25 protein-coding genes are annotated in these 23,108 nt (G+C 71.9%); 8 read left to right on the top strand and 17 right to left on the bottom strand.

Annotation, left to right across the window (positions count from 1 at the left end; all coding sequences use genetic code 11):
* Nucleotides 1–10: 10 nt before the first annotated feature.
* Genes iolD through iolC form a run of 4 tightly spaced genes read right to left on the bottom strand, consistent with a single transcriptional unit; the run spans nt 11 to nt 4,623 of the window.
* Nucleotides 11–1,897, bottom strand: a complete 1,887-nt coding sequence (gene iolD, locus OG866_RS28505; protein ID WP_329339022.1) for a 3D-(3,5/4)-trihydroxycyclohexane-1,2-dione acylhydrolase (decyclizing) — start codon at nt 1,895–1,897, stop codon at nt 11–13.
* Nucleotides 1,894–2,706 (bottom strand): 5-deoxy-glucuronate isomerase, encoded by an 813-nt coding sequence (gene iolB, locus OG866_RS28500; protein WP_329339020.1) that lies wholly within the window; start codon nt 2,704–2,706, stop codon nt 1,894–1,896. The genes iolD and iolB overlap by 4 nt, the downstream gene beginning before the upstream one ends.
* Before the next feature lie 7 nt (nt 2,707–2,713).
* Nucleotides 2,714–3,595, bottom strand: a complete 882-nt coding sequence (locus tag OG866_RS28495) for a Cgl0159 family (beta/alpha)8-fold protein (protein WP_329339019.1) — start codon at nt 3,593–3,595, stop codon at nt 2,714–2,716.
* Nucleotides 3,592–4,623, bottom strand: a complete 1,032-nt coding sequence (gene iolC, locus OG866_RS28490) for a 5-dehydro-2-deoxygluconokinase (RefSeq protein ID WP_329339018.1) — start codon at nt 4,621–4,623, stop codon at nt 3,592–3,594. Before iolC ends, OG866_RS28495 begins: the two co-directional genes overlap by 4 nt.
* Nucleotides 4,624–4,784: 161 nt before the next feature.
* Here iolC and OG866_RS28485 point away from each other — a divergent pair, with 161 nt between their 5' ends.
* The 3 genes from OG866_RS28485 (at nt 4,785) to OG866_RS28475 (ending at nt 6,838) form a co-directional block, all read left to right on the top strand.
* Nucleotides 4,785–5,702: a sugar phosphate isomerase/epimerase family protein gene (locus OG866_RS28485; protein ID WP_329339016.1), complete on the top strand. Its 918-nt coding sequence runs from the start codon at nt 4,785–4,787 to the stop codon at nt 5,700–5,702.
* A gap of 391 nt (nt 5,703–6,093) precedes the next feature.
* Entirely contained in the window at nt 6,094–6,309 is a 216-nt protein-coding gene (locus tag OG866_RS28480) for a helix-turn-helix transcriptional regulator (RefSeq protein WP_329339014.1), read from the top strand.
* 328 nt (nt 6,310–6,637) lie between these two features.
* On the top strand, nt 6,638–6,838 hold the full coding sequence (locus OG866_RS28475; protein ID WP_059191908.1) for a helix-turn-helix transcriptional regulator: 201 nt from the start codon (nt 6,638–6,640) through the stop codon (nt 6,836–6,838).
* Nucleotides 6,839–6,872: 34 nt separating this feature from the next.
* Here the strand turns inward: OG866_RS28475 and OG866_RS28470 are convergent, their stop codons facing one another.
* The 11 genes from OG866_RS28470 to OG866_RS28420 form a co-directional block, all read right to left on the bottom strand.
* The gene (locus tag OG866_RS28470) at nt 6,873–7,538 is read right to left on the bottom strand and encodes a GOLPH3/VPS74 family protein (RefSeq protein ID WP_329339012.1); all 666 of its coding nucleotides are present in this window, start codon (nt 7,536–7,538) and stop codon (nt 6,873–6,875) included.
* Nucleotides 7,519–9,030: a phytoene desaturase family protein gene (locus OG866_RS28465; protein WP_329339010.1), complete on the bottom strand. Its 1,512-nt coding sequence runs from the start codon at nt 9,028–9,030 to the stop codon at nt 7,519–7,521. The genes OG866_RS28470 and OG866_RS28465 overlap by 20 nt, the downstream gene beginning before the upstream one ends.
* A complete protein-coding gene (locus OG866_RS28460; RefSeq protein WP_329339009.1) occupies nt 9,023–10,291 on the bottom strand; it encodes an ABC transporter permease in 1,269 nt (422 codons plus the stop codon). The genes OG866_RS28465 and OG866_RS28460 overlap by 8 nt, the downstream gene beginning before the upstream one ends.
* Complete coding sequence (locus tag OG866_RS28455) at nt 10,272–11,183, bottom strand: ABC transporter ATP-binding protein (RefSeq protein ID WP_329339008.1); 912 nt, start codon at nt 11,181–11,183, stop codon at nt 10,272–10,274. The genes OG866_RS28460 and OG866_RS28455 overlap by 20 nt, the downstream gene beginning before the upstream one ends.
* Nucleotides 11,183–11,977: a class I SAM-dependent DNA methyltransferase gene (locus OG866_RS28450; RefSeq protein WP_329339007.1), complete on the bottom strand. Its 795-nt coding sequence runs from the start codon at nt 11,975–11,977 to the stop codon at nt 11,183–11,185. The genes OG866_RS28455 and OG866_RS28450 overlap by 1 nt, the downstream gene beginning before the upstream one ends.
* A complete protein-coding gene (locus OG866_RS28445; RefSeq protein WP_329339006.1) occupies nt 11,974–12,537 on the bottom strand; it encodes a hypothetical protein in 564 nt (187 codons plus the stop codon). The genes OG866_RS28450 and OG866_RS28445 overlap by 4 nt, the downstream gene beginning before the upstream one ends.
* Nucleotides 12,537–13,538 (bottom strand): alpha/beta fold hydrolase, encoded by a 1,002-nt coding sequence (locus OG866_RS28440; RefSeq protein WP_329339004.1) that lies wholly within the window; start codon nt 13,536–13,538, stop codon nt 12,537–12,539. The genes OG866_RS28445 and OG866_RS28440 overlap by 1 nt, the downstream gene beginning before the upstream one ends.
* On the bottom strand, nt 13,535–14,398 hold the full coding sequence (locus OG866_RS28435) for a hypothetical protein (protein ID WP_329339003.1): 864 nt from the start codon (nt 14,396–14,398) through the stop codon (nt 13,535–13,537). Before OG866_RS28435 ends, OG866_RS28440 begins: the two co-directional genes overlap by 4 nt.
* A gap of 73 nt (nt 14,399–14,471) precedes the next feature.
* Nucleotides 14,472–14,672 carry a hypothetical protein gene (locus OG866_RS28430; RefSeq protein ID WP_329339002.1) on the bottom strand — a complete coding sequence of 67 codons (201 nt, stop codon included), beginning with the start codon at nt 14,670–14,672 and terminating at the stop codon, nt 14,472–14,474.
* Nucleotides 14,673–14,685: 13 nt separating this feature from the next.
* A complete protein-coding gene (locus OG866_RS28425; RefSeq protein ID WP_329339000.1) occupies nt 14,686–14,883 on the bottom strand; it encodes a hypothetical protein in 198 nt (65 codons plus the stop codon).
* A gap of 53 nt (nt 14,884–14,936) precedes the next feature.
* On the bottom strand, nt 14,937–15,266 hold the full coding sequence (locus OG866_RS28420; protein ID WP_329344340.1) for a response regulator transcription factor: 330 nt from the start codon (nt 15,264–15,266) through the stop codon (nt 14,937–14,939).
* A gap of 269 nt (nt 15,267–15,535) precedes the next feature.
* Here OG866_RS28420 and OG866_RS28415 point away from each other — a divergent pair, with 269 nt between their 5' ends.
* From OG866_RS28415 to OG866_RS28405, 3 genes are read left to right on the top strand one after another with little or no spacing between them, the layout of a single operon-like run.
* Nucleotides 15,536–16,210 carry a response regulator transcription factor gene (locus tag OG866_RS28415; protein ID WP_329338999.1) on the top strand — a complete coding sequence of 225 codons (675 nt, stop codon included), beginning with the start codon at nt 15,536–15,538 and terminating at the stop codon, nt 16,208–16,210.
* A 25-nt stretch (nt 16,211–16,235) separates the two neighbouring features.
* Nucleotides 16,236–17,429: a sensor histidine kinase gene (locus OG866_RS28410; RefSeq protein ID WP_329338998.1), complete on the top strand. Its 1,194-nt coding sequence runs from the start codon at nt 16,236–16,238 to the stop codon at nt 17,427–17,429.
* Between the two features lie 10 nt (nt 17,430–17,439).
* Nucleotides 17,440–18,048: a GNAT family N-acetyltransferase gene (locus OG866_RS28405; RefSeq protein ID WP_329338997.1), complete on the top strand. Its 609-nt coding sequence runs from the start codon at nt 17,440–17,442 to the stop codon at nt 18,046–18,048.
* Here the strand turns inward: OG866_RS28405 and OG866_RS28400 are convergent.
* Together OG866_RS28400 and OG866_RS28395 are read right to left on the bottom strand one after the other, a co-directional pair.
* On the bottom strand, nt 18,029–19,072 hold the full coding sequence (locus tag OG866_RS28400) for a zinc-dependent alcohol dehydrogenase family protein (RefSeq protein WP_329338996.1): 1,044 nt from the start codon (nt 19,070–19,072) through the stop codon (nt 18,029–18,031). The two genes, OG866_RS28405 and OG866_RS28400, sit on opposite strands and share 20 nt — an antisense overlap.
* A 94-nt stretch (nt 19,073–19,166) precedes the next feature.
* Nucleotides 19,167–20,366 (bottom strand): cation:proton antiporter, encoded by a 1,200-nt coding sequence (locus tag OG866_RS28395; protein WP_329338994.1) that lies wholly within the window; start codon nt 20,364–20,366, stop codon nt 19,167–19,169.
* A gap of 165 nt (nt 20,367–20,531) precedes the next feature.
* Here OG866_RS28395 and OG866_RS28390 point away from each other — a divergent pair, with 165 nt between their 5' ends.
* Nucleotides 20,532–20,765, top strand: coding sequence for a heavy-metal-associated domain-containing protein (locus OG866_RS28390; RefSeq protein WP_329338992.1), 234 nt, complete (start codon nt 20,532–20,534; stop codon nt 20,763–20,765).
* A gap of 24 nt (nt 20,766–20,789) precedes the next feature.
* A complete protein-coding gene (locus tag OG866_RS28385; protein WP_329338990.1) occupies nt 20,790–23,015 on the top strand; it encodes a heavy metal translocating P-type ATPase in 2,226 nt (741 codons plus the stop codon).
* Nucleotides 23,016–23,108: the final 93 nt, after the last annotated feature.

Below are 23,108 nucleotides of genomic sequence, written 5' to 3'. Positions count from 1 at the left end.
AGTTGCTCCTTCACAGATGGCGGCGTCGGGTAGAGACGTGCCGGTCGTACAGCTCTCGTGCCTTGACCGCCGACGGTCGGGTCGCGGTCTCGGCCACAGGTACATCCCACCAGGCTTGCGCCGGAGGCGCGCCCGACACTGTGTCTGCCGTTTCGGTCTCGACGTAGACACATGTGGGAGTGTCCGCCGCGCGTGCCTGAGCGAGGGCCTCGCGCAGGTCACCCACGGTCTTCGCGCGCAGGACGCGCATCCCCAGGCTGGCCGCGTTGGCGGCCAGGTCCACCGGGAGCGGGGCCCCGGTGTAGGTACCGTCGTCCGACTGGTACCGGTACGCGGTGCCAAACCGTTCGCCGCCCACCGACTCCGACAGGCCGCCGATCGAGGCGTACCCGTGGTTCTGGATGAGCAGCATCTTGATCGCGACGCCCTCCTGGACGGCGGTCACGATCTCGGTCGGCATCATGAGGTAGGTCCCGTCGCCGACGAGCGCCCAGACGTTGCGCTCGGGGGCGGCCATCTTCACGCCGATCGCGGCCGGGATCTCGTACCCCATGCAGGAGTAGCCGTACTCCAGGTGGTACTGGTCCCGGGACCGGGCCCGCCACAGCTTGTGGAGGTCGCCGGGGAGGGAGCCGGCCGCGTTGATGATGATGTCGCTCTCGTCCACCAGCGCGTCCAGGGCCCCGAGGACCTGCGGCTGGGTGGGGCGCACGTCTATCTCGTCGGACTCGTAGCAGGCGTCGACGCGGTGCTCCCAGCGCTGCTTGTCCTCGGTGTACTCGGTGACGTACGCGTCGGCGACCCTGTGCCCGTGCAGCTGGAGGGCCTCGGTCAGCTCCGCGAGGCCGCTGCGGGCGTCCGCGACGAGCGGCAGGCCGCCGAGCTTGTGGCCGTCGAAGGGCGCGATGTTGAGGTTGAGGAAGCGGACTCCGGGCGCCTCGAACAGGGTCCCGGAGGCGGTGGTGAAGTCGGTGTAGCGGGTGCCGACACCGATCACCAGGTCGGCCTGGCGGGCGAGTTCGTTGGCGGTGGCGGTGCCGGTGTGGCCGACGCCGCCGACGTCCTGGGGGTGGTCGTGGCGCAGCGAGCCCTTGCCGGCCTGGGTGGAGGCGACGGGGACGCCGGTCGCCCCGGCGAACTCGGCGAGGGCCTCCTCGGCACGGCTGTGGTGCACTCCGCCGCCCGCGACGACCATCGGGCGGCGGGCCGACCTGATCGCCCGGACCGCTTCGGCGAGTTCGGTGGGGTCGGCGCCAGGACGTCGTACGACCCAGGTGCGCTCGGCGAAGAACTCCTGAGGCCAGTCGTACGCCTCGGCCTGGACGTCCTGCGGAAGCGCGAGCGTCACGGCGCCCGTCTCCACCGGGTCGGTGAGGACCCGCATGGCCTGGAGGGCGGCCGGGATCAGGGCCTCCGGGCGCGTCACCCGGTCGAAGTACCTCGACACCGGGCGCAGACAGTCGTTGACGCTGAGGTCGCCCGCGTAGGGGACCTCCAGCTGCTGGAGGACCGGGTCGGCGGGGCGGGTGGCGAAGGTGTCGCCGGGGAGGAGCAGGACCGGGAGGTGGTTGATCGTGGCGAGCGCGGCGCCGGTGACCAGGTTGGTCGCGCCGGGGCCGATGGAGGTCGTGACGGCGTGGGTGGAGAGGCGGTTGGACTGCCTCGCGTAGCCGACGGCCGCGTGCACCATCGACTGCTCGTTGCGGCCCTGGTGGTACGGCATGTCGTCGGCGTACTCGACGAGCGCCTGGCCGAGCCCGGCCACGTTGCCGTGGCCGAAGATGCCCCAGGTCGCGGAGATCAACCGCTGCCGTACGCCGTCGCGTTCGGTGTACTGGGCGGCGAGGAAGCGGACGAGCGCCTGGGCGACGGTCAGCCGGGTCGTGGTCGGAGTCATCGGTAACCCTCCGTGTGGTCCGGGTGGAAGCAGATCCGCCACTCCCGCGTCTCCCCCGGTCCCGCCATGACGTTCAGGTAGTACATGTCGTGGTCGGGCTGGGCGATCGACGGGCCGTGCCATCCGTCGGGGACGAGGACGGCGTCACCGGAGCGGACCTCCGCGAGGACGTCCGATCCGCCCTCACGGGAAGGGGATACGCGCTGATAGCCGAAACCGTTCGGGCCGTCGATCTCGAAGTAGTAGATCTCCTCCAACTCCGCTTCCACGCCCGGCCGGTGCTCGTCGTGCTTGTGGGGCGGGTACGAGGACCAGTTGCCGCCGGGGGTGATGACCTCGACGGCGATCAGCTTGTCGCAGTCGAAGGCGTCGGCGGAGGCGAAGTTGCGGACGTGGCGCAGCCGGTTGCCGCTGCCGCGTTCCTCGGTGGGGACCTCCGGCGCGGGGCCGTAGCGGGCGGGGAGTCGTCGCTCGCACTTCGCTCCTGCCAGGGCGAAGCGGCCTCCCGCGCCGGAGGCGATCGTTGCCCGGGCGTCGCGGGGCACGTACGCGAAGTCGGAGACCGACGCGAACACGCTTTCCCTGCCCAGGAGTTGGAACTCGTTTTCTTCTGTTTGTACGGTACATCCGCCTTCCAGCGGAAGCACGATCCACTCACTGCCACCGGTGGCGAAGGTGTGCGTGCCACCGGGTTCCAGCGCGACGATCCGCAGACTGGAGTGCGTCCAACCGGCCCGCTTCGGGTCGATGTCCACTGTGTACAGGGCGTTGGTGGAGGAACCCTTGGGGATGTGGAGATCGTTACTCATGCGGCCCTCACAGCAGTCCTACGGCGGTGTCCACGGCGGCGGCCACGTCCCCGTCCGCCGGGTAGAGCAGCGAGCGTCCGACCACGAGTCCGCGCACGGTGGGGAGTTGGAGTGCGCCCCGCCACTTCTCGTACGCCCCGTCCTGGTCGTCACCGACCTCGCCGCCCAGCAGGACGGCGGGGAGCGTGGAGGTGGCCATGACCTCGGCCATGTCGTCGGGGTTCTCGGTGACCGGCACCTTCAGCCAGGTGTAGGCCGAACTGCCGCCCAGGCCCGAGGCGATGGCGATGGAGCGGGTGACGGCCTCGGCGGAGAGGTCGTTCTTCACCTTGCCCTCGTCCGTGCGGCCGCTGATGAACGGCTCGACGAAGACCGGGAGTCGGCGCGCGGCCATGTCGTCGATGGCGCGGGCGGTGGACTCCATGGTGGTGAGGGAGCCCGGGTCGTCGTAGTCGATCCGCAGGAGCAGCTTGCCCGCGTCGAAGCCGAGCCGCTCGATGTCCTCGGCGCGGTGGCCGGTGAAGCGGTCGTCGAGTTCGAAGCGGGCGCCCTGGAGGCCGCCGCGGTTCATCGAGCCCATGACGACCTTGCCGTCGAGCGCGCCGAGCAGCAGCAGGTCGTCGAGGATGTCGGCGGTCGCGAGGACACCGTCGACACCGGGGCGGGAGAGTGCGAGGCAGAGGCGTTCGAGCAGGTCGGCGCGGTTGGCCATGGCCTTCGGATTGCCGCCGACGCCGAGCGCGCCCCGGGCGGGGTGGTCGGCGGCGACGATCATGAGGCGGTCGCTGTCGCCGAGCAGCGGGCGCCGGGCGCGCCGGGCGGCGGCCTCCGCGATCGCCTCGGGGTGACGGCTGCGGATGCGGACGAGTTCCGCGATGTCGACGCTCACTTGGCGGCCTCCGCGGCGGTGGGGTTCGCGGCTCCGGCGGTGCTCGGGTTCGCGGTTTCGGCGGTTCCGGCGGCGGTCGGCCGCACGGCTCCCTCGGCGATCGCGGCTTCGATCTCGTCCGGTGTCGGCATCGCCGAGCTGCACTCCAGACGGGAGGCGACGATGGCGCCGGCCGCGTTGGCGTGCCGCATGATCTTCTCCAGGTCCCAGCCTTCGAGGAGGCCGTGGCAGAGGGAGCCGCCGAAGGCGTCTCCGGCGCCGAGCCCGTTGAGGACGTCGACGGGCAGGGGCGGGACCTCGGCGGAGTTCCCGTTCCGGTCGACGGCCAGGACGCCCTTGGGGCCCTGCTTGACGACGGCGATCTCGACCCCGGCGTCCAGCAGCGCCTCGGCGGCCGCGCGGGGCTCGCGGACACCGGTGGCGACCTCGACCTCGTCGAGGTTCCCGACGGCGACGGTGGTGTGCTTGAGGGCCTCGGCGTAGAAGGGGCGGGCCGCGTCCGGGTCGCTCCAGAACATGGGGCGCCAGTCGAGGTCGAAGACCGTGAGGCCGGCCTTGGCCCGGTGGGCGAGGGCCGCGAGGGTCGCCGTACGGCTGGGCTCCTCGCTCAGGCCGGTACCGGTGACCCAGAAGACGCGGGCCTCGCGGATGGCGTCGAGGTCCAGCTCGTGGGCGTCGATCTCCAGGTCGGGGGCCTTGGGCTGCCGGTAGAAGTACAGCGGGAAGTCGTCCGGCGGGAAGATCTCGCAGAAGACGACCGGGGTGGGCAGGCCGGGCACCGGGGTGACCCAGCGGTCGTCCACCCCGAAGTCCTTCAGGGCCTCGTGGAGGTAGGTGCCGAAGGGGTCGTCGCCGGTGCGGGTGATCACCGCGGTCCGCCGTCCCAGGCGGGCCGCGGCGACCGCGACGTTCGTGGCCGAGCCGCCGAGGAACTTGCCGAAGGACGACACCTGCGGCAGCGGGACGCCCGTCTGCAACGGATAGAGGTCCACTCCGATCCGCCCCATGGTGATCAGGTCGTACGCCATCGAGTTCCCTTCATGCCGGTCGGACCATCGCGTCCCGCCCCGGGCTTCGTATCGGCTCTCCACGGCTTTCTAGTCCCCCATGCGGAGCCCTGTCAATGTTTTGTCCAGACATTCGGACTAGCTCTTGACAGCGCTTGCTGCGCGAACGGAAGCTGACCGGCATGACGTCGTTGTCACCCTCTTCCTCACTGTCCCGCATCCGTATCGGGTCGGCTCCCGACTCCTGGGGTGTGTGGTTCCCCGACGACCCTCAGCAGGTCCCCTGGCAGCGCTTCCTCGACGAGGTCGCCGACTCCGGTTACGAGTGGATCGAGCTTGGCCCTTACGGGTATCTGCCGACCGATCCCACAGTGCTCACCGAGGAGGTGGGCCGGCGCGGGCTGAAGGTGTCCGCCGGCACCGTCTTCACCGGGCTGCACCACGGTGAGTCCGTCTGGGAGAAGACCTGGGCGCACGTCGCCGACAACGCGGTGCTGGCGCAGGCCATGGGCGCGAAGCACCTCGTCGTCATCCCGTCCTTCTGGCGGGACGACAAGACCGGTGAGGTGCTGGAGTCGGACACGCTGACGCCGGAGCAGTGGCGCAACCTCACGTCGCTCACCGAGCGGCTCGGGGAGCGGGTGCGGGAGGAGTACGGGCTGCGGATCGTCGTCCACCCGCACGCCGACACGCACATCGACAGCGAGGACAACGTCGTCCGGTTCCTGGACGGGACGGACTCGTCGCTGGTGTCGCTGTGCCTGGACACGGGGCACTACGCGTACTGCGGCGGCGACAGCGTGAAGCTGATCGAGACGTACGGCTCTCGGATCGGGTACCTGCACCTGAAGCAGGTCGATCCCGAGATCCTCGCCGACGTGCGGGCCAAGGGGACGCCGTTCGGGCCCGCGGTGGCGCAGGGTGTGATGTGTGAACCGCCGTCCGGTGTGCCGGCGTTGGGGCCGGTGCTGGAGGCCGCGCAGAAGTTGGACGTGGATCTGTTCGCGATCGTGGAGCAGGACATGTATCCGTGCGAGCCGGACAAGCCGTTGCCTATTGCTCAGCGGACTCGGGCGTTCTTGCGGAGCTGCGGGGCTTGACGGGCGCCTGGTGGGGTGCCGGGGCTGTGGGTCGGCGAGTGCGGGTTCGTTGTGGCTTGTCGCGCAGTTCACCGCGCCCCTGAGGGCGTTGCACGACAGCCCTGTGACAGGTGTTCGGTCGGGACGCGGGCCCTGGGGAACCTGCGGCTTCGTCCCGCTGTCATCTCGTATCGCGGGGTGCGGCTTCGAGGTGTTGCTCGCTCCCTGGGCCGCCTTCTCGCTGTTCGGGACGCCGCAGTACGAGCTCGTCAACCGGACCGTCGATCCTGTTGGTGCGGACGGGTGGGGCGATGCCTGTGGCGCGGCTGGCCGAGGACGTCGGCTGGAGTGTGCGGCAGCCGGAGAGCCGGTTCCGGGAGCAGGTCGGACTGGGCCCAAGGCGGCGGCGCGGGTGCTGCGGTTGCAGCGGGCGCGGCGGCTGTTGGACGCGGGGCGCGGGCAGGCGGAGACCGCCGCGATCGACCAGGCCCATCTGAGTGGCGAGTTCAAGGCGATGACCGGGTGTACGCCCCGGGAGTTCACGCTCGCGCGGGGCGGCACGCGGGGTCCGGTCGCGGGTGGCCGGATCAGCGGTGAGGCCATGCGTCTGGTGCTCGCGGCGACCTGATCGACGCCGAGTGCGGATTTTTCCAAGACCCGTGGGGTTGGCCGAATGCAGTCGGCTCCACCTGTGTGAGCTCCCGGCGGAGCGGCTGTCAACGCGCCGCGCCCACGCGCCCGCGTGCGCCTTTGCTGCACTCGTGTCACGAACGCACCCCGCGTGTCACACATGTCGCGTTTACGCGGGTCTTGCGTCACACGCGGTGCACAGGGCCTGACCTGCGCTCACTCTCCGTCGTTCACGGGACACAGGCTTTGTGACGCCAGCGCAGCGCCCGGTACCCCCGACGGCCGTTCCCGGCCGCCGCCGCGGCGCGCGCAGGGAGGTGCACCTCATGACCGACCGAAGGCTCTGGTCGTACAAGGAGATCGCCGCGCACATCAAGGTGCAGCCGGACACCGTGCGGTCGTACCGCAAGCACGGACTGCTGCCGCCACCCGACCATGTGGAGGGCGGCAAGCCCTTCTGGTACGCGGACACCGTGCGGGCGTGGGTCGCCGCACGGCCCGGTAATCGCGGCAGACGGGAGGACTGAGCCAGTGCCGAGAGGAGCGTCCGTGATCCTGCCGTCAGTTGCCCGCCACCGTAGCGCCGATGACCGTCGTCGTGACGATCGTTGTCAGGGTCGCCTGGGCCGAGTCGATCGCCCGGCGCACCGCGGGGGCGGCCCAGTCGCCCGTTGCGAGGGCTGCCATGGGCGCGTCCACCTCGGCGGGCTTGACGGTGGGGAAGGCCAGGCGGTGGAGTCGGGCGCCGTGCAGGAGGGCGACCAGGCTTGCCGTCCGGGGGTCGGGGGTGGCGCCGCGCAGGACCGCGTCCTCCAGGCGTTCGCGCAGGGCCGTCTCGGCGGTGGGGTCGGCCTCGGGGTAGCGGCGTACGGGGAACAGGCCGAGGACCTTCTTGACCTCCTCCCGCACCAGGCCACGGTCCAGCAGGCCCCGGCTCGCCGCGGCGACGGCGTCCTTCTTGAGGTGGGTCAGCCAGTCCTTGACCCGGCCCGGCTTGTCCCAGGCGACGATCTCGGCGAGGGCCGCGTCGAGGCCGGGCGTGCCGGGCGGGGTGGGGTCGATGACCACGACCCGCTGGTCGTCGCCCACCTCCACCCGTCCCGCCAGCGCGAGTTCCACGAGTGTGGCGGCGGCGATGGCCCAGGCGACCTTCGCCGACTCCCGCTCCGCACCCGACTCGTCGTCCAGCGACAGAAGCAGGAGCTGCTCACCCAGCGTGATGTCCATGATCGGAACCTTTCCTCGGGCCTCGGGGCAAAAACGCCACCGCCTCCGCCGGGCCCAGCGGCGGCGCGGTGCGGATCCCGAACTCACGGCGCAGTGCGGACAGCGCGGCGAGATACCCGGTCATGCCGTGCACACCCGGTCCCGGCGGGGTCGCCGCCGAGCAGAGGTACACGCCGGGCAACGGGGTGCGGTAGGGGTCGAGTCGGGGGGTGGGGCGCAGCACGCTCTGGGCCAGGGTCATGGCGCCGGCGGCGATGTCACCGCCCACGTAGTTGGGGTTGTACGCCTCCAACTCGCTTGCCGACACGCTGCGTTGGGCGAGCACCGTGTCGCCGAAGCCCGGTGCCCAGCGTTCGATGCGGGCTCGTACGGCTGCCGCAGGGTCGCGGTCGTCGCCGTTCGGCACATGCGCGTACGCCCACAGGGGGCGGCGTCCGGGGCGGGCCCGGGAGGGGTCGGTGACGGCGGGGTCGACGAGGAGGACGAACGGTTCCTCGGAGGTCAGGCCGCGTGCGGTGCGGGTCTCCTGGCGGAACATCTCGGCCTGGGTGCCGCCGAGATGGACGGTTCCCGCCCGGCCGACCGCGGGATCGGTCCAGGGCACCGGTTCGGAGACCAGGAAGTCGACCTTGGCGGCGCCGGGGCCGTAGCGGAAGGAGTCGAGGGCGCGGACGTAACGGGCGGGCAGTCGGCCGGCCGCCAGTTGGAGGAGGCCCTTGGGGGCGATGTCGAGCAACACCGCCCTCGCCCGGCCCAGTTCGCGCAGATCGGTGATGGTCCGGCCGGTGTGGAAGCGGCCGCCGTGGGCGGTGATGTCGGCGGCCAGCGCGTCGGCGATGCGGGCGCTGCCGCCGCGGGGCAGGGGCCAGCCGGCCGCGCTGTGCGCGAGGTGGCCGAGGAGCAGCGCCACCGCGGCGGTGGCGGGGCTGGGCAGCCGGCCGACGCCGTGCGCGGCCACGCCGGTCAGCAGGGCGCGGGCCGGTTCGCCGGTGAAGGCCCGGGCGGGCGGGACGCCGTGCGCGAGCATGCCGCGGGCCAGCAGGAGCAGGGCCTTCGGGTCGCGTGGCAGGGCCCGCTGACCGGAGAGGACGAACTCGGTCAGGCCCCGGCTGTGGTCGAGCAGCGGGCGCATCAGGGCACGCCAGCGGCGTCCGTCCGGGCCGAGCCGGTCGCAGGTGGTGTCGAGGTCGCGGTGGGCCAGGGCGGCCGGGCCGTCGTCCAGGGGGTGCGCGTAACTGATCTCGGGGGTGAGGAGGTCCACGCCCCGGGCGGCCAGGTCGAACTCCCGGAAGAAGGGCGACGCAGACGCCGTCGGGTGCACGGCGGAGCAGATGTCGTGGACGATCTCGTCGTCGAAGAGCGAGGTGGTGCGCAGACCGCCGCCGATCTCCGCGGCCCCCTCGTACAGGTCGACCCGCAGCCCGGCCCTGGCCAGGGTCACCCCCGCGGCCAGGCCGCCCGGCCCGGTGCCCACGATCACCGCGTCAGGCACGGCGCAGCACCTGCCGCAGCCGGACCCGCCTGCCGGTGTTGAGGATCGACCGGTTGTAGACGATGCCGCCGAGCCAGGCCACGGCCGCCGAGGCGAGCAGCAACAGCAGTGCGGGGACGACGACTTCGGCCGTGGTGGCCACCCCGCCCGCCATGCGCATCGGTACGACGATCGCCGAGAACGGCGGGACGTAGCCGATCGCGGCCAGCCAGCCCGCGCCGATGTCCTGGAGGCCGACGACCGCGACGACGAGGGCCGCGGAGTTGACGAGCTGGAGGGGCACGGTGAGGCCGCCCAGGTCCTCCTGGCGGGAGACCATCGAGCCGACAGCGCCGTACAGGAAGCCGTAGAAGACGAACCCGAGCAGGTACCAGGCGACGCTCGCCACGGCGACCTCCACGAGGGTCGACTCGATGGCGAGGGTACCGGCGGCCGTCGCCACGCCGACACCGACCGCGGCCACCAGGAGCAGTTGGAGCAGACCGATCGCGCCGATGCCGATGACCTTGCCGACGAGCAGGGGCGTGGGCCGCACCTTGGCCAGCAGGATCTCCACGACCCGGGTGCTCTTCTCCTCGACCACGCCCTGGGCGACGGAGCCGCCGGAGCCGATGATCTGGGTGAACAGCATCATCGAGACGACGTAGGCGAGCACGACCCGCTGGGTGTCCCCGGTGTCGTCCTCCAGGAAGCTGACCGCGACCGGGCGCACCGCCTCGGCGACGGCGGCCGTGTCGGCGCCCTGGCGCCTCAACTCGTCGGCGAGGGCCTGTTGTTCGAGCCGCGCGGAGACGGTGTCGCCGAGTGACTGGTCGGACTTCTGCCCCACCGTCACCCGGACCCGGTCGCCGCCGCCGTCGGCCACGGCGGCCACCTTCCCGTCGTCGAGCAGCCGCCGCGCCTCACGCCTGTCGTCGACGGCCCGGAGCGTGAACTCGACGCCGGGCCCGGCCTGTTCGGCGAGCGCCTGCTGCTGGCTGCGGGTCAGTCCGACCGCGGCGACCGTCTTGTCGTCGTCGCCCCCGATGAACCCGGGCAGCAGGGCGAGTACGGCGACGATCGCGGCGGTGACGAGGGTGGCGACGACGAATCCCGCGGAGGCGACCCGGGTGCGCAGCTCGCGTCCGGCGACCAGTCGGACGGCGGTGGCGGCGGGCAGATGCCCCGGTTCGGCGGAGCTCGCGGGCTCCGGCCGCGGTGCGGCGGGGGTTTCGGCCGGTGCCTGCGGCCCGGTGTGCCGGTCAGTCCCGGTCGGCGTCATCGGAATTCACCACGTCTCGGTACAGTTCGGTGAGGTCGGGCCGGATGGGCGTGAACTCCCTCACCGGGCCCATGCTTTGGGCCGAGGCGAGGATCTGTTGCTCCTGTCCGCCCTCGGAGGCGACCAGGCAACCGCCGTCCTGCCAGGCCAGTTCGCGCACACCCGGCAGGCCGTGGGTCCAGCCCGGGGCCAGTCCGTCGGCGACGACCCGATGGCGTACCGGGGCACCGTCGCGCAGCGCGGCGACCGTGCCGTCGGCGACGATCCGGCCGTCCGAGATGATCACCACCTGGTCGCAGAGCCGCTCCACCAGGTCGAGTTGATGGCTGGAGAAGAGGACGGGCCGGCCCTGCGCGGCCTGCTCCCGCAGTACGTCGCTCATGACGCCGACCGCGGAGGGGTCGAGCCCGGAGAACGGTTCGTCGAGGATGAGCAGCCGCGGATCGTGCAGCAGGGCGGCGGCCAGCTGCACCCGCTGCTGGTTGCCCAGGCTCAGCTCGGACAGCCTCGCCCCGGCCAGCTTCTCCAGACCGAGCCGCTCCACCCAGCGCCGCGCCGCCGCGGTGGCCTCCGTCTTGCCGTGTCCGCTCAGCCGCCCCAGGTAGGACAGCTGCTCCAGGACCCGCATACGGGGGTAGAGGCCGCGCTCCTCCGGCATGTAGCCGATGCGCTTGCGGACGGGCACGTCGATGGCCCGGCCGTCGTAGCGGACCTCGCCCTCGTCGAGCGCGGTGAGCCCGAGGACGATCCGCATCGTGGTGCTCTTGCCGGCGCCGTTGTTGCCGACGAACCCCACGATCCGGCCCGCGGGCACCCGGAAGCCCACCTCGCTGAGCACCCTCGTGTCGCCGAAGGTCTTGCCGATGCCGTCGATCTCCAGTCCCGTCCCCATCAGCGCTCCGCCGGCCTGCGGTAGACGCCGATGAACATGTGCCCGTCCTCGCTGTAGGGGGTCCCGGACCAGTCCGAGAAACGGTGGGTCGCCGCGAGGCCCGCGTCGGCGGCGTACGCCTCGATCTCGTCGGCGGTGGTCAGCCGCAGCGACTCGTTGCCGATGCGGAACGTGCCTTGGTCGAAAAGGACTTGGGAGGTGCGCCACTGGGCCGTCGCCTCGTCGATGAACCAGGAGCTGAGCACTCCGGTGTCGGGCTGCGGGTAGGGCACGAAGAAGGTGACGACCGGCCGGCCCGCCGCCATGGCGAGGACGCGGGGGACGTTGTGCGTCTCGATCACCAAGTGGCCGCCGGGGAGGAGGTGTTCGGCGGCCTGGCGGACGGCGGCGCGCTGCCGCTCGGGGTCCGTGATCAGCAGCAGGGTGCTGCACACGCAGTACACGAGCGGGAAGCGCCGGTCGTCGCGGAAGTCGCTGATGTCGGCTTCCACCGCCTCGACGTCGACTGTCTCTACTCCCTTTACGGCCTCTTCCTTCACGGCCTCCCGCAGGCGGTCCAGCATCTCCGCGGACGCGTCCACGCCCACGACGGTGCCGGTCCTGCGGGCCAGCGGCAGGGCGATCCTGCCGGTGCCGACGCCGAGTTCGAGCGCCGGGCCGCGGCCGGTGGGCAGCAGGGTGGTCAGCGCGTCGGCGATCTGATCGGCCGCCGGGCCCGGCGGGAAGAGCCGGTCGTAGAAGTCGGCGAACTGCCGTCCGTAGTCGGCGGCCTGCTCCGACACGGTGCCGGTCATACGCGCTCCCCTTCCAGGGTGGCGCCCTGGCCGTCGTACGGGACGAAGGGCGAGACGAAGGAGTACTGCGGCTCCTCGGAGTGGTCGTGTCCGCTGTAGCGCACGACGAGGAACTGGAAGCCCGAGATGTCGCGCACGCCCTCCTCGTCGAGCCGGCGGCGGACGAAGTTGCGCAGCAGCCGGTAGCCGGGGGCCTCGACGACCTTCGGGGAGCGGGCTCCGACGAGGGCCACGATCTCGCTACAGATGTCGAACACCGCCTTCTCCTGGCGGCGCCCGGGAAACCACGCCACGTGTGCCCAGGCCCGCTTGATGATCTGCGAGGCCGCCTGCCACTCGGACTCCTCGCCGGTGCGGGAGACCGTGCGGTAGAGCAGGTGGAAGTCGTGCCGGGCGGGCTGCGGGGCGAAGAAGCGCCAGTTGGGGATGAGCAGCCCGAGCCGGTCGTAGGAGCGGAAACGGTCGAAGACCTGGTGCGGATGCTGGCTCAGCAGCGTCACCGTCAGCCAGGCGACGAAGGCCGCCTCCACGCTCCTCGCCGCCGCCTTCTGCCGGTCCATCAGCCGTCCTCCCCCGTGCCGCCGGCCGCCGGTCCGGCGACGAAGTCCTCGATCAGCGCGGCGATCTCGCGCGCCGGTTTCTCGTTGAGGAGCAGCTCGTCGTGGCTCGCGTCCTCGATCAGGAACTGCCGCCCGTCCGGGGACGCGGCGACGAACTCGCCGTGCAGTTCGGCCTGGACGGGGTCGCGGTCATGGGTCACGGCCGCCGCCACCAGGCACAGGGACACGCCGACCTTGGGTGTCGAACCGTCGTGGTTCAGGAACTCCCCGTACACGCCGTGCCATTCACGCACCCCGGCCCGCCACAGCTTCGCGTCGCGGTAGTGGTCGAGGGCGAGTCGCCGGTCGCCCTCGGGCAACAGGTCCACCCAGGAGGGGCGGCGCAGCAGCCCGCCCAGGCCGAGGGCCATCGAGCCCGGCATCAGCTTGAGCGCGAAGGTGAACGCCTCCGCGCCCATGGCCTGCGACTTGGAGCGCAGCAGCTCGGCCGGATGGCTGGGGTCGATGAGGACGACCCCGGTGGTCAGGTCGCGCAGCGACTCCAGGGCACGCAGCACGATGTATCCGCCCAGCGAGTGCCCGGCCAGCACCACCTGGCGGCTCCCACAGGCATGCCGCACGAGATCGTGCAGGTCCGCGGCGGCGCCCGCCACGGTGAACGGCTCGGTCCTGCGGTACTCGCCGCGCCCGTACCCCGCCCTGTTGTACGTCAGCACCGGGTGCCCGGCGGCCAGCAGGCGGCTCAGCCAGGACCAGTGCTCGGCGGTGGAGAGCAGACCGGCCTCGCACACCACGACGGGGCCGGGTACGGCGGTGGCGGGCTCGGTCAGCTGGTAGGAGACGAGGTTCCCGGCCGCCGTCTCGAACAGCTGCTCGTCGCCCCGGCCGCGCAGCACCCGGCGTCGGCGCAGCAGCCCGGAGACCAGCCCGGCGGCGAACGTCGCGCTCAGCACGGCCGCCGCGGCCCGCGGCAGTACGTCGCTGCGCTCGGGCCCGCTCATCGGGCCGCTCCCCGCTCGCGGGGCTGCGCCGCGTAGAGCACGGCCGGGTACGTCGCCACGAACGCGGTGAGGAACCGGCCCAGGCCCATGGCACGGGCGTTGACCAGGTGGAAGGAGCCGGTGGCCGCGAGCATCGCCGGGGCGAGGCGTCCCTTGGCGAGGAACAGCGCGGGGAACGCGCACTCCATGAAGAGCACCGCGTGCGCCACCAGCTTCGACAGTTCGGGGTGGTCGGAGATGAGCTGGTAGAAGCGCTCGTCGCCATAGGTCTCGGTGCGCATGATGCCCGGCAGCGCGGCGCCGGAGCGCCAGACGGGGCTGACCAGTTTCACGTAGCCGGAGACCGCGTACGACATCGTGGACTGAAGGGCCACGTACCACAGGGCCGCGTCGACCGTACGGTGGTCGTGCTGGCGCAGCCGAGCGGTCAGGGCGGCGATCTGCACGATGAAGGACACCTGGTCGGAGCCGTCCGTGCCATAGCTGTGGCGCGGGTAGGCCGCCATCGACGTCACGGCGAGGAAGCCGTTCGCGGCGGCCCGGTGGGCGCGGGGAGTGCCGGGCACCAGCAGCGAGGCGGCGGCCAACGCCCGTGCACCGTGCAGAAGTTGGGTGTTACGACGGTCCGCGATGATGTCCAGGAACTTCTTGAGGCCCGGAATGCGGGGCGCGTAGTTGTCCCGGGCGATGTTCCAGTCGTTGAGGCCGCCTTCCCGGCGGTCCCGGTCCCGCACCAGCAGTTCGAGGCTGCTGACCAAATGGGTGGAGGCGCTGATCTGTTCCGCGAGGGTGAGCGCCTTTTCACGGCTCAGGCGCGGGGGCCTCAGGCGACTTGGGCGCGGGAGAATGGATGGCTTCACGTTTCGCTGCTCTTCCTCGATCCGTAAGTGGCCGCCCGGTCCACTGGGTCGGTACCGGGCGGCCTGGTCGGAATCAGCCGAACAGGGCGTCACCGACGGCTATGCCACCGGTGAAGGCGGCGACGCCGAGCGTCACATTGCCCAGGGTGGGGGTGACGGTGGCCGGCGTGGCGAGCACCGGAACCTGGGCACTGTCCCAGGCCGCCTCCGAGATTCCGCTGGGAATCGCGGAGAATTCGACGCTGGAGTTGACCTTTTCGAGAACGGCGGACATGTCGTGCTCCTCCTCAGTCGTTGACGGCGTAGGTGATGCCGATACCGGCCGTGAACAGACCGCCACCGACGATGTAGCCGGTGGCGGGGCACACGGTGGTGATCGTCGCGAGCACCGGAAGGGTGACGGACAGGTCCTTCGCGTCCGTCAGGTCCGCGGCGACGGCGCTCAGCTCCGCGCTGGCGTTCACCTTGTTCAGCAGAGCGCTCATACGCTCCTCCTCTGGGGTTTTCCCGAATTTTCCGAGCCCCTAGAGCAAACAATTCACCGGCGGGATCCCGCTATTGTCTCTTGCGGCATAGCCGCCCCGGGCAACCCCTGTACGGAACGCAGGAATGCGCGGTGCTGATGGGAGACCAGAGCGATCTCCACGCGCGAACCGAGCCCCAGTTTCCGTCTGATACTGGTGAGATGGGCGCGCACGGTCCGCTCCGAAATTCCCAGATCACGGGCGAGGGCGCGATTCGTGTCGCCCGTCGAGCCCGTCGAAAGAAGGAGCAGCACTTCCGCCTCGCGTCCGGTCAGAAGGCTGAAATCGGGTCTGCTGTCTCCGAGTTGTATGTGGCCGGCCTGCGGCTGTTCTCGTATCGGCACTCTGTATTCCCCGTTGGTCCCCGTGAGTTCGTGAGACACGAACACTCTCCGCCGCTCATCGTCGACGGGGGTGCGGCCGATCACAATCCCCCGGCCGGGGAGGCCGACCCGGGCCGCGCCTCCCCCATCCGGGGGAGGAACGCGATCCTCCCGTATGGTGAGAGCCTGCGATTGGTCCTGACCGGAACCGAAATCAGACCGCCGCGGCGCCGCGAAACCCGCTGACCAGGGAGGCCGCACCGCCGCGCCGGGCACCACGGGGAGACAACGTGATAGGCGTCATGATCGTCGACGACGAGGTCCTGACACGCGTCGCACTGCGGACACTGATCGAGACGGACGACGAACTCCGTGTCGTGGCCGAGTGTTCCGGCCCTGACGCCGTCGAGGCGGCGCGGTCGCACCGGCCGGATGTGACCCTGCTGGACCTGCGGATGCCCGGGGCCGACGGCTTCACCGTGCTGAGAGGCCTGCGTGCGCTCCCCGAGCCGCCCGCCGTCCTGATGATGACGCGCTTCGCCACGGACGAGGACGTGCGGCGCGCGTTCGCGTCCGGCGCGAGCGGATACCTCCTCAAGGACACCACCGCCGAGGAACTGAGCGACGCGGTGCGCAAGGCCGGTGCCGGTATCGGGGTGGTGGCCGAGACGGTGGCGCCGTCGGTCATCGCCGACTACCGCGTCCTCGCCCAGCAGGCCGACGCGCGTGCCGATGACGGCGCCGAGGCGCGGCAGATCGCCGAGGCGCTCACCGCGCGGGAGCATGAGGTGCTCCAGCTGGTGGCGGACGGCCTGTCCAACCCGGAGATCGCCGTCCGACTGCTGGTGAGCCCCGAGACGGTCAAGAGCCATCTGGCGAGCTGCTTCGCCAAACTGGGTACGAACAGCCGGGTCAGAGCGGCCCTGATCGCCGAACGCACGGGCCTGCTGCGGGAGTTGATGTGACGCCCCGCCGGTCCCGGAGGGCGTCATGACCGTCTCCCCCGCCCTCCCCGGCGACCGCCTCCCCCGCCCGGAACTGCCCCGACAGGCCCTCGGCGTCGGGGTGTTCCTGCTGGCAGGTGTCGATCTCGTCCGGTACATGGCGACACCCGAGCGTGTGCATCTGGAGGAGCTGCATCAACTGGCCGCCGCCGTGGGCGCGGTGCTCGCCCTGCTGCTGCGCGGCCACCGGCCGGTCCTCGTGCTGTTCCTCACCCTGCCGGGCATGGCGCTGAGCGGCATGGTGTTCGCCACGATGATCTCCCTGTTCCATGTGGCGCTGCGGCGCCGGTGGCAGATCGTGGCCGGGTGTGTGGCGGCTGCCTCCACGGTGGGCCTCGCCGACACCCTGCTCACCTCCGACGCGTTGCCGGACCACCCCGGCGCCTGGCTGTCCCTCCTCGTGTACACCTGCGCCCTGGCCGCGGCCCCGGCCGCGCTCGGCGCCCAGCAGCGGACCCGCAGAGCGCTCGCGGCCGACCTGCGCACGCTGCGGCAGCGCCGCGCCGAGGAGCTCCGCACGGCACAGCGCCTCGCGGTGTCCCAGGAACGGACCGTGCTGGCCCGCGAGTTGCACGACTCCGTGGGACATGCGGCGAGCCTGATCGCCCTGCGCGCCGCCGCCCTGCGCGCCCGCACCGACGAGGCGAACACGGCCCGGGACGCGGCCGCCATCCACGCGCTCAGCCGCCAGGCGCTGGACGAGATGCGCACCCTCACCGGCTCCCTTCGCGCCGACGCCCGCCCGGCGGCCCCGCTCGGCATCCAGGAGTTGCCGCAGCTCATCGAGCGCGCCGGGCACGACGGCGAGAGCCGGATCGACCTCGCGGCGGCGGCCCGTTGGCCGGCCGAGGCCCAGTCGGCCGCGTACCGCGTCGTCCAGGAGGCGCTGACGAACTGTGCCCGATACGCGCCCGGCGCCCGGGTCAAGGTCACCGTCGCCTCCGTGGACCAGGACAGCCACCTGGTCATCGAGGTCCACAACGGCCCCTCGGCGCAGCCGCCCGCCCCGCCCCGGCCGGGCAGCGCCGGCCTCGACGGCCTACGGGCCCGCCTCGCCGCGCTCGGCGGTGAACTGACCGCCCGGCCCACCTCGGAAGCCGGCTATCTGGTGCGCGCCGCCATCCCGGCGCGGGCCCGTCCGAGCGGAAACCCGGTTGCCGACCAGCGGTCCGGCCGGTGAGGATCCGCGGATGAGCTTCTCCGTCAAACCCGTTCTGACCGGCGAGAAAGCGGTGCTGCGGCCCTTCACGGAGGGGGACGCCGAGACCATGGCGGAGATCATCCGCGACCCCGAGGTCCTCCGCTTCACCGGTGGACCCGACAGCGAGTTCACCCTGGAGCGGCTGCGGTCCTGGTACGGCTCCCGGTCCGCCCAGCCCGACCGCCTCGACCTCGCCGTCACCGACCGCGCGACCAGCGAACTCGTGGGCGAGGTGGTGCTGTACGAGTGGGACGCGCAGGCGCGCGGCTGTACGTTCCGCACGCTCCTCGGACCCCGGGGCCGTGACCGCGGCCTCGGCACCGAGGCGACCCGGCTGATCGTCGGCTACGGCTTCGAGGAACTCGGTCTGCATCGCGTCCAGTTGGAGGTGTACGGCCACAACGCCCGGGCCCTGCGCGCCTACGAGAAGGCCGGGTTCGTACGGGAGGGCGTCCGGCGGGAGGCGGACCTGCGGGACGGGCGGTGGGTGGACTGGGTGCTCATGGCCGTGCTGGAACAGGAGTGGGCCGCACGCGAACAGGAGTCGGCCGCCCTCGACTCCGCGGCCCGCCCGCCTTTCAACTCCACGGCTCGATGACCGTGACCCCCGCCCCCGCCGCCGTCCCCATCGCCGCCAGCGCGGCCGGGGTCGCGTCCAGGTCGATCGTGGACGTCACCAGCAGATCCGGCCGCAGCACCCCGGCCCGCACCAGCTCCAGCATCCCCGGGTAGGTGTGCGCGGCCATGCCGTGGCTGCCCAGGATCTCCAGTTCCAGGGCGATCACTCGGGCCATCGGGACGGGGGTCGTGCCGTCCGCCGAGGGCAGCAGCCCGACCTGGAGGTGCCGGCCGCGGCGGCGCAGGGAGTTGACGGAGGCCGCGCAGGTGACCGGGGAGCCCAGGGCGTCCAGCGACAAGTGGGCGCCGCCGCCGGTGAGTTCGCGTACCGCGGCGGCCGTGTCACCGGCCGCGAAGGCGTCGACGCCCTCCACCGCGCCGAACTTCCGTGCCAGCTCCAGGGCTTGGGGCGACACGTCCACCGCCACCACCCGCGCCCCGGCCGCCGCCGCGATCATCACCGCCGACAGGCCCACCCCGCCGCAGCCGTGCACCGCGACCCACTCCCCCGCCGCGACCCGGCCCTGCTGCACGACCGCACGGAACGCGGTGGCGAACCGGCAGCCCAGTGCGGCAGCGGTGGCGAAGGACAGTTCCTCGGGGACGGCGACCAGGTTCACGTCGGCGTGGTCGAGGGCCACGTACTGCGCGAAGGAGCCCCAGTGGGTGAAGCCGGGCTGGGTCTGCCGCTCGCAGATCTGGTGGTCGCCGGCCGCGCAGGCGGCACACGTTCCGCAGGCGCACACGAAGGGGACGGTGACGCGGTCGCCGGGGCGCCAGGCGGTGACCCGGTCGCCGACCGCCTCGACGACACCGGCGAGTTCATGGCCGGGCACGTGCGGGAGCGTGATGTCGGGGTCGTGGCCCTGCCAGCCGTGCCAGTCGCTGCGGCACAGACCGGTGGCCGCCACCCGGACGACGACCCCGTGCGGGGCCGGTCCGGGGTCGGGCACCTCCCGCACCTCGGCCGGCTCGCCGTACCGCTCGAACACCACTGCCCGCATGTGCGCTCCCATCGCCGTGACCGTCTGGCCCCTCCATCCTGGCCGCCTCCATCCTGACCGCCTTCATCCCGGCCGCCTCCATCCCGGCCCGACCTCACCACGACTCCGAACCCCCGAGCGGCTCCTCGACCACCCTCCGCTCGCCGCGCAGCCGCAGCCCGGTCAGCGGGAACACCAGCACCGACAGCATCGCGGCGCCGACCAGCGCCGCCGCGTCCTCCGTCTTCAGGACGCCGTCGTCGACGCCGATCGTGGTGATGGCGACGACCAGGGGAAGCGCGGTGGACGCGAAGAGCGTGAGGGCCCGCCGGTCCCGTCGTACGAGGTCCGGCGGGGCCAGCGCGTACACGGGCAGGCCGCGGACCAGGACGAACAGCAGCAGGAAGACCGGCACAAGGAGCAGCGCACGGCCGCCGGAGAGCAGGGCGTCGAGGTCGAACTCGATGCCGGTGACGACGTAGAACACCGGCACCAGGAAGCCGAACCCCATCGCCTCGACCTTCTCCAGGACGGGCCCCGCGCTCTCCGGCGCCGCCCCGTGCAGCAGCAGCCGGGTGAGCATCCCGGCGGCGAACGCGCCGAGCAGGGTGTCGAGGCCGAGGGCCTGGGAGATGCCGAGCATCACCGCGAGGAGCAGCACGACCAGCCGTACGGCGAACTGGCCGCTGCTGTGCAGGGTCTTGGCGATCACCCGGGGGAACCACGGCGGGCGCGGGCGCATCGCCCACCACACGGCGGCGGCCGTCAGCAGGGCGAACGCCGCCAGGACCGCCGTCGACCGGCCCGGTGAACGCCCGCTCAGCAGCAGCGCGATGGCGATGATCGGCCCGAACTCGCCGACCGCGCCGAACGCCGTCAGCACCGAGCCGAACCGCGAGTGCAGGTCCCCCGCGTCCCGCAGCACCGGCAGGACCGTGCCGAGGGCGGTGCTGGTGAGGGCCGTACCGATGTAGACGCCCTTCGACAGCCCGGTGAGGGCGGAGGCCAGCACCAGGCCCACCACGAGCGCGGTGAGCCACGCCCAGAGCGCGCGCTTGAGGGTGTCGCCGCGGACCCTGTCGAACTCGATCTCGTACCCGGCGAGAAAGATCAGCATCGCCAGGCCGAGGTCGGAGAGGGTGTCGATGACCTGCCCGTCGCCCGCCCAGCCCAGTACGTCCGGGCCGGCCAGGATGCCCAGCAGGATCTCGAAGATGACGAGCGGCACCGGCAGCCAGCGGCTGACCCCGTACGCCAGCAGAGGCGCCAGTACGGCGATGGACATGATCAGAACGAGCGTCCCGGACTGCGACATGATCGGTATCTACCATGAAGTGCCGGTAAATCCGTTCTATACCGGTACGAGCGGTCGGACCGTCGAGGCCCCTCTTGGAGAAATACCCCCTAGGGGTATAGTGTGAGAGAAGTGGACGCCACCGCGGGTCCCGCAGAACCCACACGCCTCGAAGAGGAGAACGAGATGACCGCCCAGAGCGACACCCAGGTCACCACCGTCTACAAGGTGAGCGGCATGAGCTGCGGCCACTGCGAGGGCTCCGTCTCCGGCGAGATCTCCGAGCTCCCCGGCGTCAGCTCCGTGAAGGCCGTCGCCTCCACCGGCGAGGTCACCGTCGTCTCCGCCGCCGCACTCGACGAGGAAGCCGTGCGCGCGGCGGTCGACGAGGCCGGCTTCGAGCTCGTCGGCAAGGCGTAACCAGCACCTCCTGGAGTACGGAACATGTCCGGCACCACCGCCCCGATAGGCCCGCCCGCCGAGGTCGAACTCGTCATCGGCGGCATGACCTGCGCCTCCTGCGCCGCCCGCGTGGAGAAGAAGCTCAACCGGATGGACGGCGTGACCGCCACCGTCAACTACGCGACGGAGAAGGCGAAGGTCACCTACGCCGAGGGCGTCGAGGTCGCGGATCTGATCGCGACGGTGGTGAAGACGGGGTACACGGCCGAGGAGCCCGCGCCTGCGGCAAAAGAGCCCGCCCCGGGAGAGGAAGAGGACCCGGAGTCGACGTCCCTGCGTCAGCGGCTCGTCGTCTCCGCCCTCCTCGCCGTCCCCGTCGTCCTCCTGTCGATGATCCCGGCCCTCCAGTTCGACGACTGGCAGTGGCTGGCCCTCACCCTCGCCTCCCCGGTGGTCGTCTGGGGCGGGCTGTCCTTCCACCGCGCCGCCTGGACCAACCTCCGGCACGGCGCCGCCACCATGGACACCCTTGTCTCGCTGGGCACGCTGGCCGCGTACGGCTGGTCGCTGTGGGCCCTGTTCTTCGGGGACGCGGGCAGGGCGGGCATGAAGGACGAGTTCACGTTCACCGTCTCGCGCATGGACAGCGCCTCCACCATCTATCTCGAAGTGGCCACGGGCGTCACGGCGTTCATCCTGCTCGGCCGCTATCTGGAGGCCCGCTCCAAGCGCCGGGCGGGGGCGGCTCTCCGGGCCCTGATGGAACTGGGCGCCAAGGACGTGGCGGTGCTGCGAGACGGCCGTGAGGTCCGCGTCCCGGTCTCCCGCCTGACGGTCGGCGACCGTTTCGTCGTCCGCCCCGGGGAGAAGTTCGCCACCGACGGCACGGTCGTCGAGGGCGTCTCCGCCGTGGACGCGTCGATGCTGACGGGCGAGTCGGTGCCGGTGGACGTCACCGTCGGGGACGCGGTGGCGGGCGCGACCGTGAACGCGGGCGGGCGGCTGGTCGTCGAGGCCACGCGCGTGGGCGCCGACACCCAGCTCGCGCGGATGGCGAGGCTGGTCGAGGAGGCGCAGAACGGCAAGGCCGAGGTGCAGCGGCTCGCCGACCGGATCTCGGCCGTCTTCGTCCCCGTCGTCATCGCGATCGCCGTGGCCACCTTCGGCGGCTGGCTCGGCGCGACCGACGACCTGGCCGCCGCGTTCACCGCGGCCGTCGCCGTCCTGATCATCGCCTGCCCGTGCGCGCTGGGCCTCGCCACCCCGACCGCCCTGATGGTCGGCACGGGCCGCGGCGCCCAGCTCGGCATCCTCATCAAGGGCCCCGAGGTCCTCGAATCCACCCGCCGCGTCGACACCGTCGTACTCGACAAGACGGGAACGGTGACCACCGGGCGGATGTCTCTGCACGAGGTCTACGCCGTCCAGGGCGCCGACGAGAAGCAGGTGCTGCGGCTCGCGGGCGCCGTGGAGCACGCCTCCGAGCATCCCGTCGCCCGGGCCGTCGCCGCGGGTGCGGAGGAGCGGGTCGGGCCGCTGCCGGCGGTCGAGGCGTTCGAGAACGTCCCCGGGCGGGGCGTGCGCGGGCGCGTGGAGGGCCATGACGTGGCCGTGGGGCGCCTCTTCGACGAGCTGCCGGAGGACTTGGCCCGCGCGAAGGACGAGGCCGAGAGGGGCGGGCGTACGGCCGTCGTGGTCGGCTGGGACAGGGCGGCACGCGGCGTCGTGGCCGTCGCGGACGCGGTGAAGGAGACCAGCGCCGAGGCGGTACGGGAGCTGCGGGCGCTCGGGCTCACGCCGGTGCTGCTGACCGGGGACAACCGGACGGTCGCCGAGGCGGTGGCCGAGCAGGTCGGGATCTCGCGGGTCGTGGCCGAGGTGCTGCCCGAGGACAAGGTGGAGGCCGTACGGCGGCTTCAGGGCGAGGGGCGGGTCGTCGCCATGGTCGGCGACGGGGTCAACGACGCCGCCGCGCTCGCCACGGCCGACCTGGGGCTGGCGATGGGGACGGGGACGGACGCGGCGATCGAGGCGGGGGATCTGACGCTGGTGCGCGGGGATCTGCGGGTGGCCGCTGACGCGATCCGGCTGTCGCGGCGGACACTGACCACGATCAAGGGGAACCTGGTGTGGGCGTTCGGCTACAACGTGGCCGCGCTGCCGCTGGCCGCCGCGGGGCTGTTGAACCCGATGATCGCGGGCGCCGCCATGGCGTTCTCCTCGGTCTTCGTCGTGACGAACAGCCTGCGATTGCGCTCATTCCGTTAGGGGGGACCCTCTGGAGTCCGGCGCGCGGCTCACATAAGCTCTTCACAAGGCTCGCGCATCATCCTTACGCTTGGGCCCGATCGGCGTATCGGT

Origin of the sequence: Streptomyces sp. NBC_00663, from assembly GCF_036226885.1 — a bacterium.
Lineage (GTDB): Bacteria > Actinomycetota > Actinomycetes > Streptomycetales > Streptomycetaceae > Streptomyces.
Note: the sequence above shows the minus strand (reverse complement) of the source record. Positions and strands in the feature narration are given on the sequence as shown.

Coding starts and splice junctions, on each gene's coding strand:
- OG866_RS28385 (WP_329338990.1), top strand. CDS start 20,790: ATGTCCGGCACCACCGCCCCGATAGGCCCGCCCGCCGAGGTCGAACTC.
- OG866_RS28455 (WP_329339008.1), bottom strand. CDS start 11,183: ATGGGGACGGGACTGGAGATCGACGGCATCGGCAAGACCTTCGGCGAC.
- OG866_RS28460 (WP_329339009.1), bottom strand. CDS start 10,291: ATGACGCCGACCGGGACTGACCGGCACACCGGGCCGCAGGCACCGGCC.
- OG866_RS28400 (WP_329338996.1), bottom strand. CDS start 19,072: ATGCGGGCAGTGGTGTTCGAGCGGTACGGCGAGCCGGCCGAGGTGCGG.
- OG866_RS28450 (WP_329339007.1), bottom strand. CDS start 11,977: ATGACCGGCACCGTGTCGGAGCAGGCCGCCGACTACGGACGGCAGTTC.
- OG866_RS28440 (WP_329339004.1), bottom strand. CDS start 13,538: ATGAGCGGGCCCGAGCGCAGCGACGTACTGCCGCGGGCCGCGGCGGCC.
- OG866_RS28430 (WP_329339002.1), bottom strand. CDS start 14,672: ATGTCCGCCGTTCTCGAAAAGGTCAACTCCAGCGTCGAATTCTCCGCG.
- OG866_RS28395 (WP_329338994.1), bottom strand. CDS start 20,366: ATGTCGCAGTCCGGGACGCTCGTTCTGATCATGTCCATCGCCGTACTG.
- OG866_RS28485 (WP_329339016.1), top strand. CDS start 4,785: ATGACGTCGTTGTCACCCTCTTCCTCACTGTCCCGCATCCGTATCGGG.
- iolB (WP_329339020.1), bottom strand. CDS start 2,706: ATGAGTAACGATCTCCACATCCCCAAGGGTTCCTCCACCAACGCCCTG.
- iolC (WP_329339018.1), bottom strand. CDS start 4,623: ATGGCGTACGACCTGATCACCATGGGGCGGATCGGAGTGGACCTCTAT.
- OG866_RS28445 (WP_329339006.1), bottom strand. CDS start 12,537: ATGGACCGGCAGAAGGCGGCGGCGAGGAGCGTGGAGGCGGCCTTCGTC.
- iolD (WP_329339022.1), bottom strand. CDS start 1,897: ATGACTCCGACCACGACCCGGCTGACCGTCGCCCAGGCGCTCGTCCGC.
- OG866_RS28475 (WP_059191908.1), top strand. CDS start 6,638: ATGACCGACCGAAGGCTCTGGTCGTACAAGGAGATCGCCGCGCACATC.
- OG866_RS28390 (WP_329338992.1), top strand. CDS start 20,532: ATGACCGCCCAGAGCGACACCCAGGTCACCACCGTCTACAAGGTGAGC.
- OG866_RS28470 (WP_329339012.1), bottom strand. CDS start 7,538: ATGGACATCACGCTGGGTGAGCAGCTCCTGCTTCTGTCGCTGGACGAC.
- OG866_RS28405 (WP_329338997.1), top strand. CDS start 17,440: ATGAGCTTCTCCGTCAAACCCGTTCTGACCGGCGAGAAAGCGGTGCTG.
- OG866_RS28410 (WP_329338998.1), top strand. CDS start 16,236: ATGACCGTCTCCCCCGCCCTCCCCGGCGACCGCCTCCCCCGCCCGGAA.
- OG866_RS28425 (WP_329339000.1), bottom strand. CDS start 14,883: ATGAGCGCTCTGCTGAACAAGGTGAACGCCAGCGCGGAGCTGAGCGCC.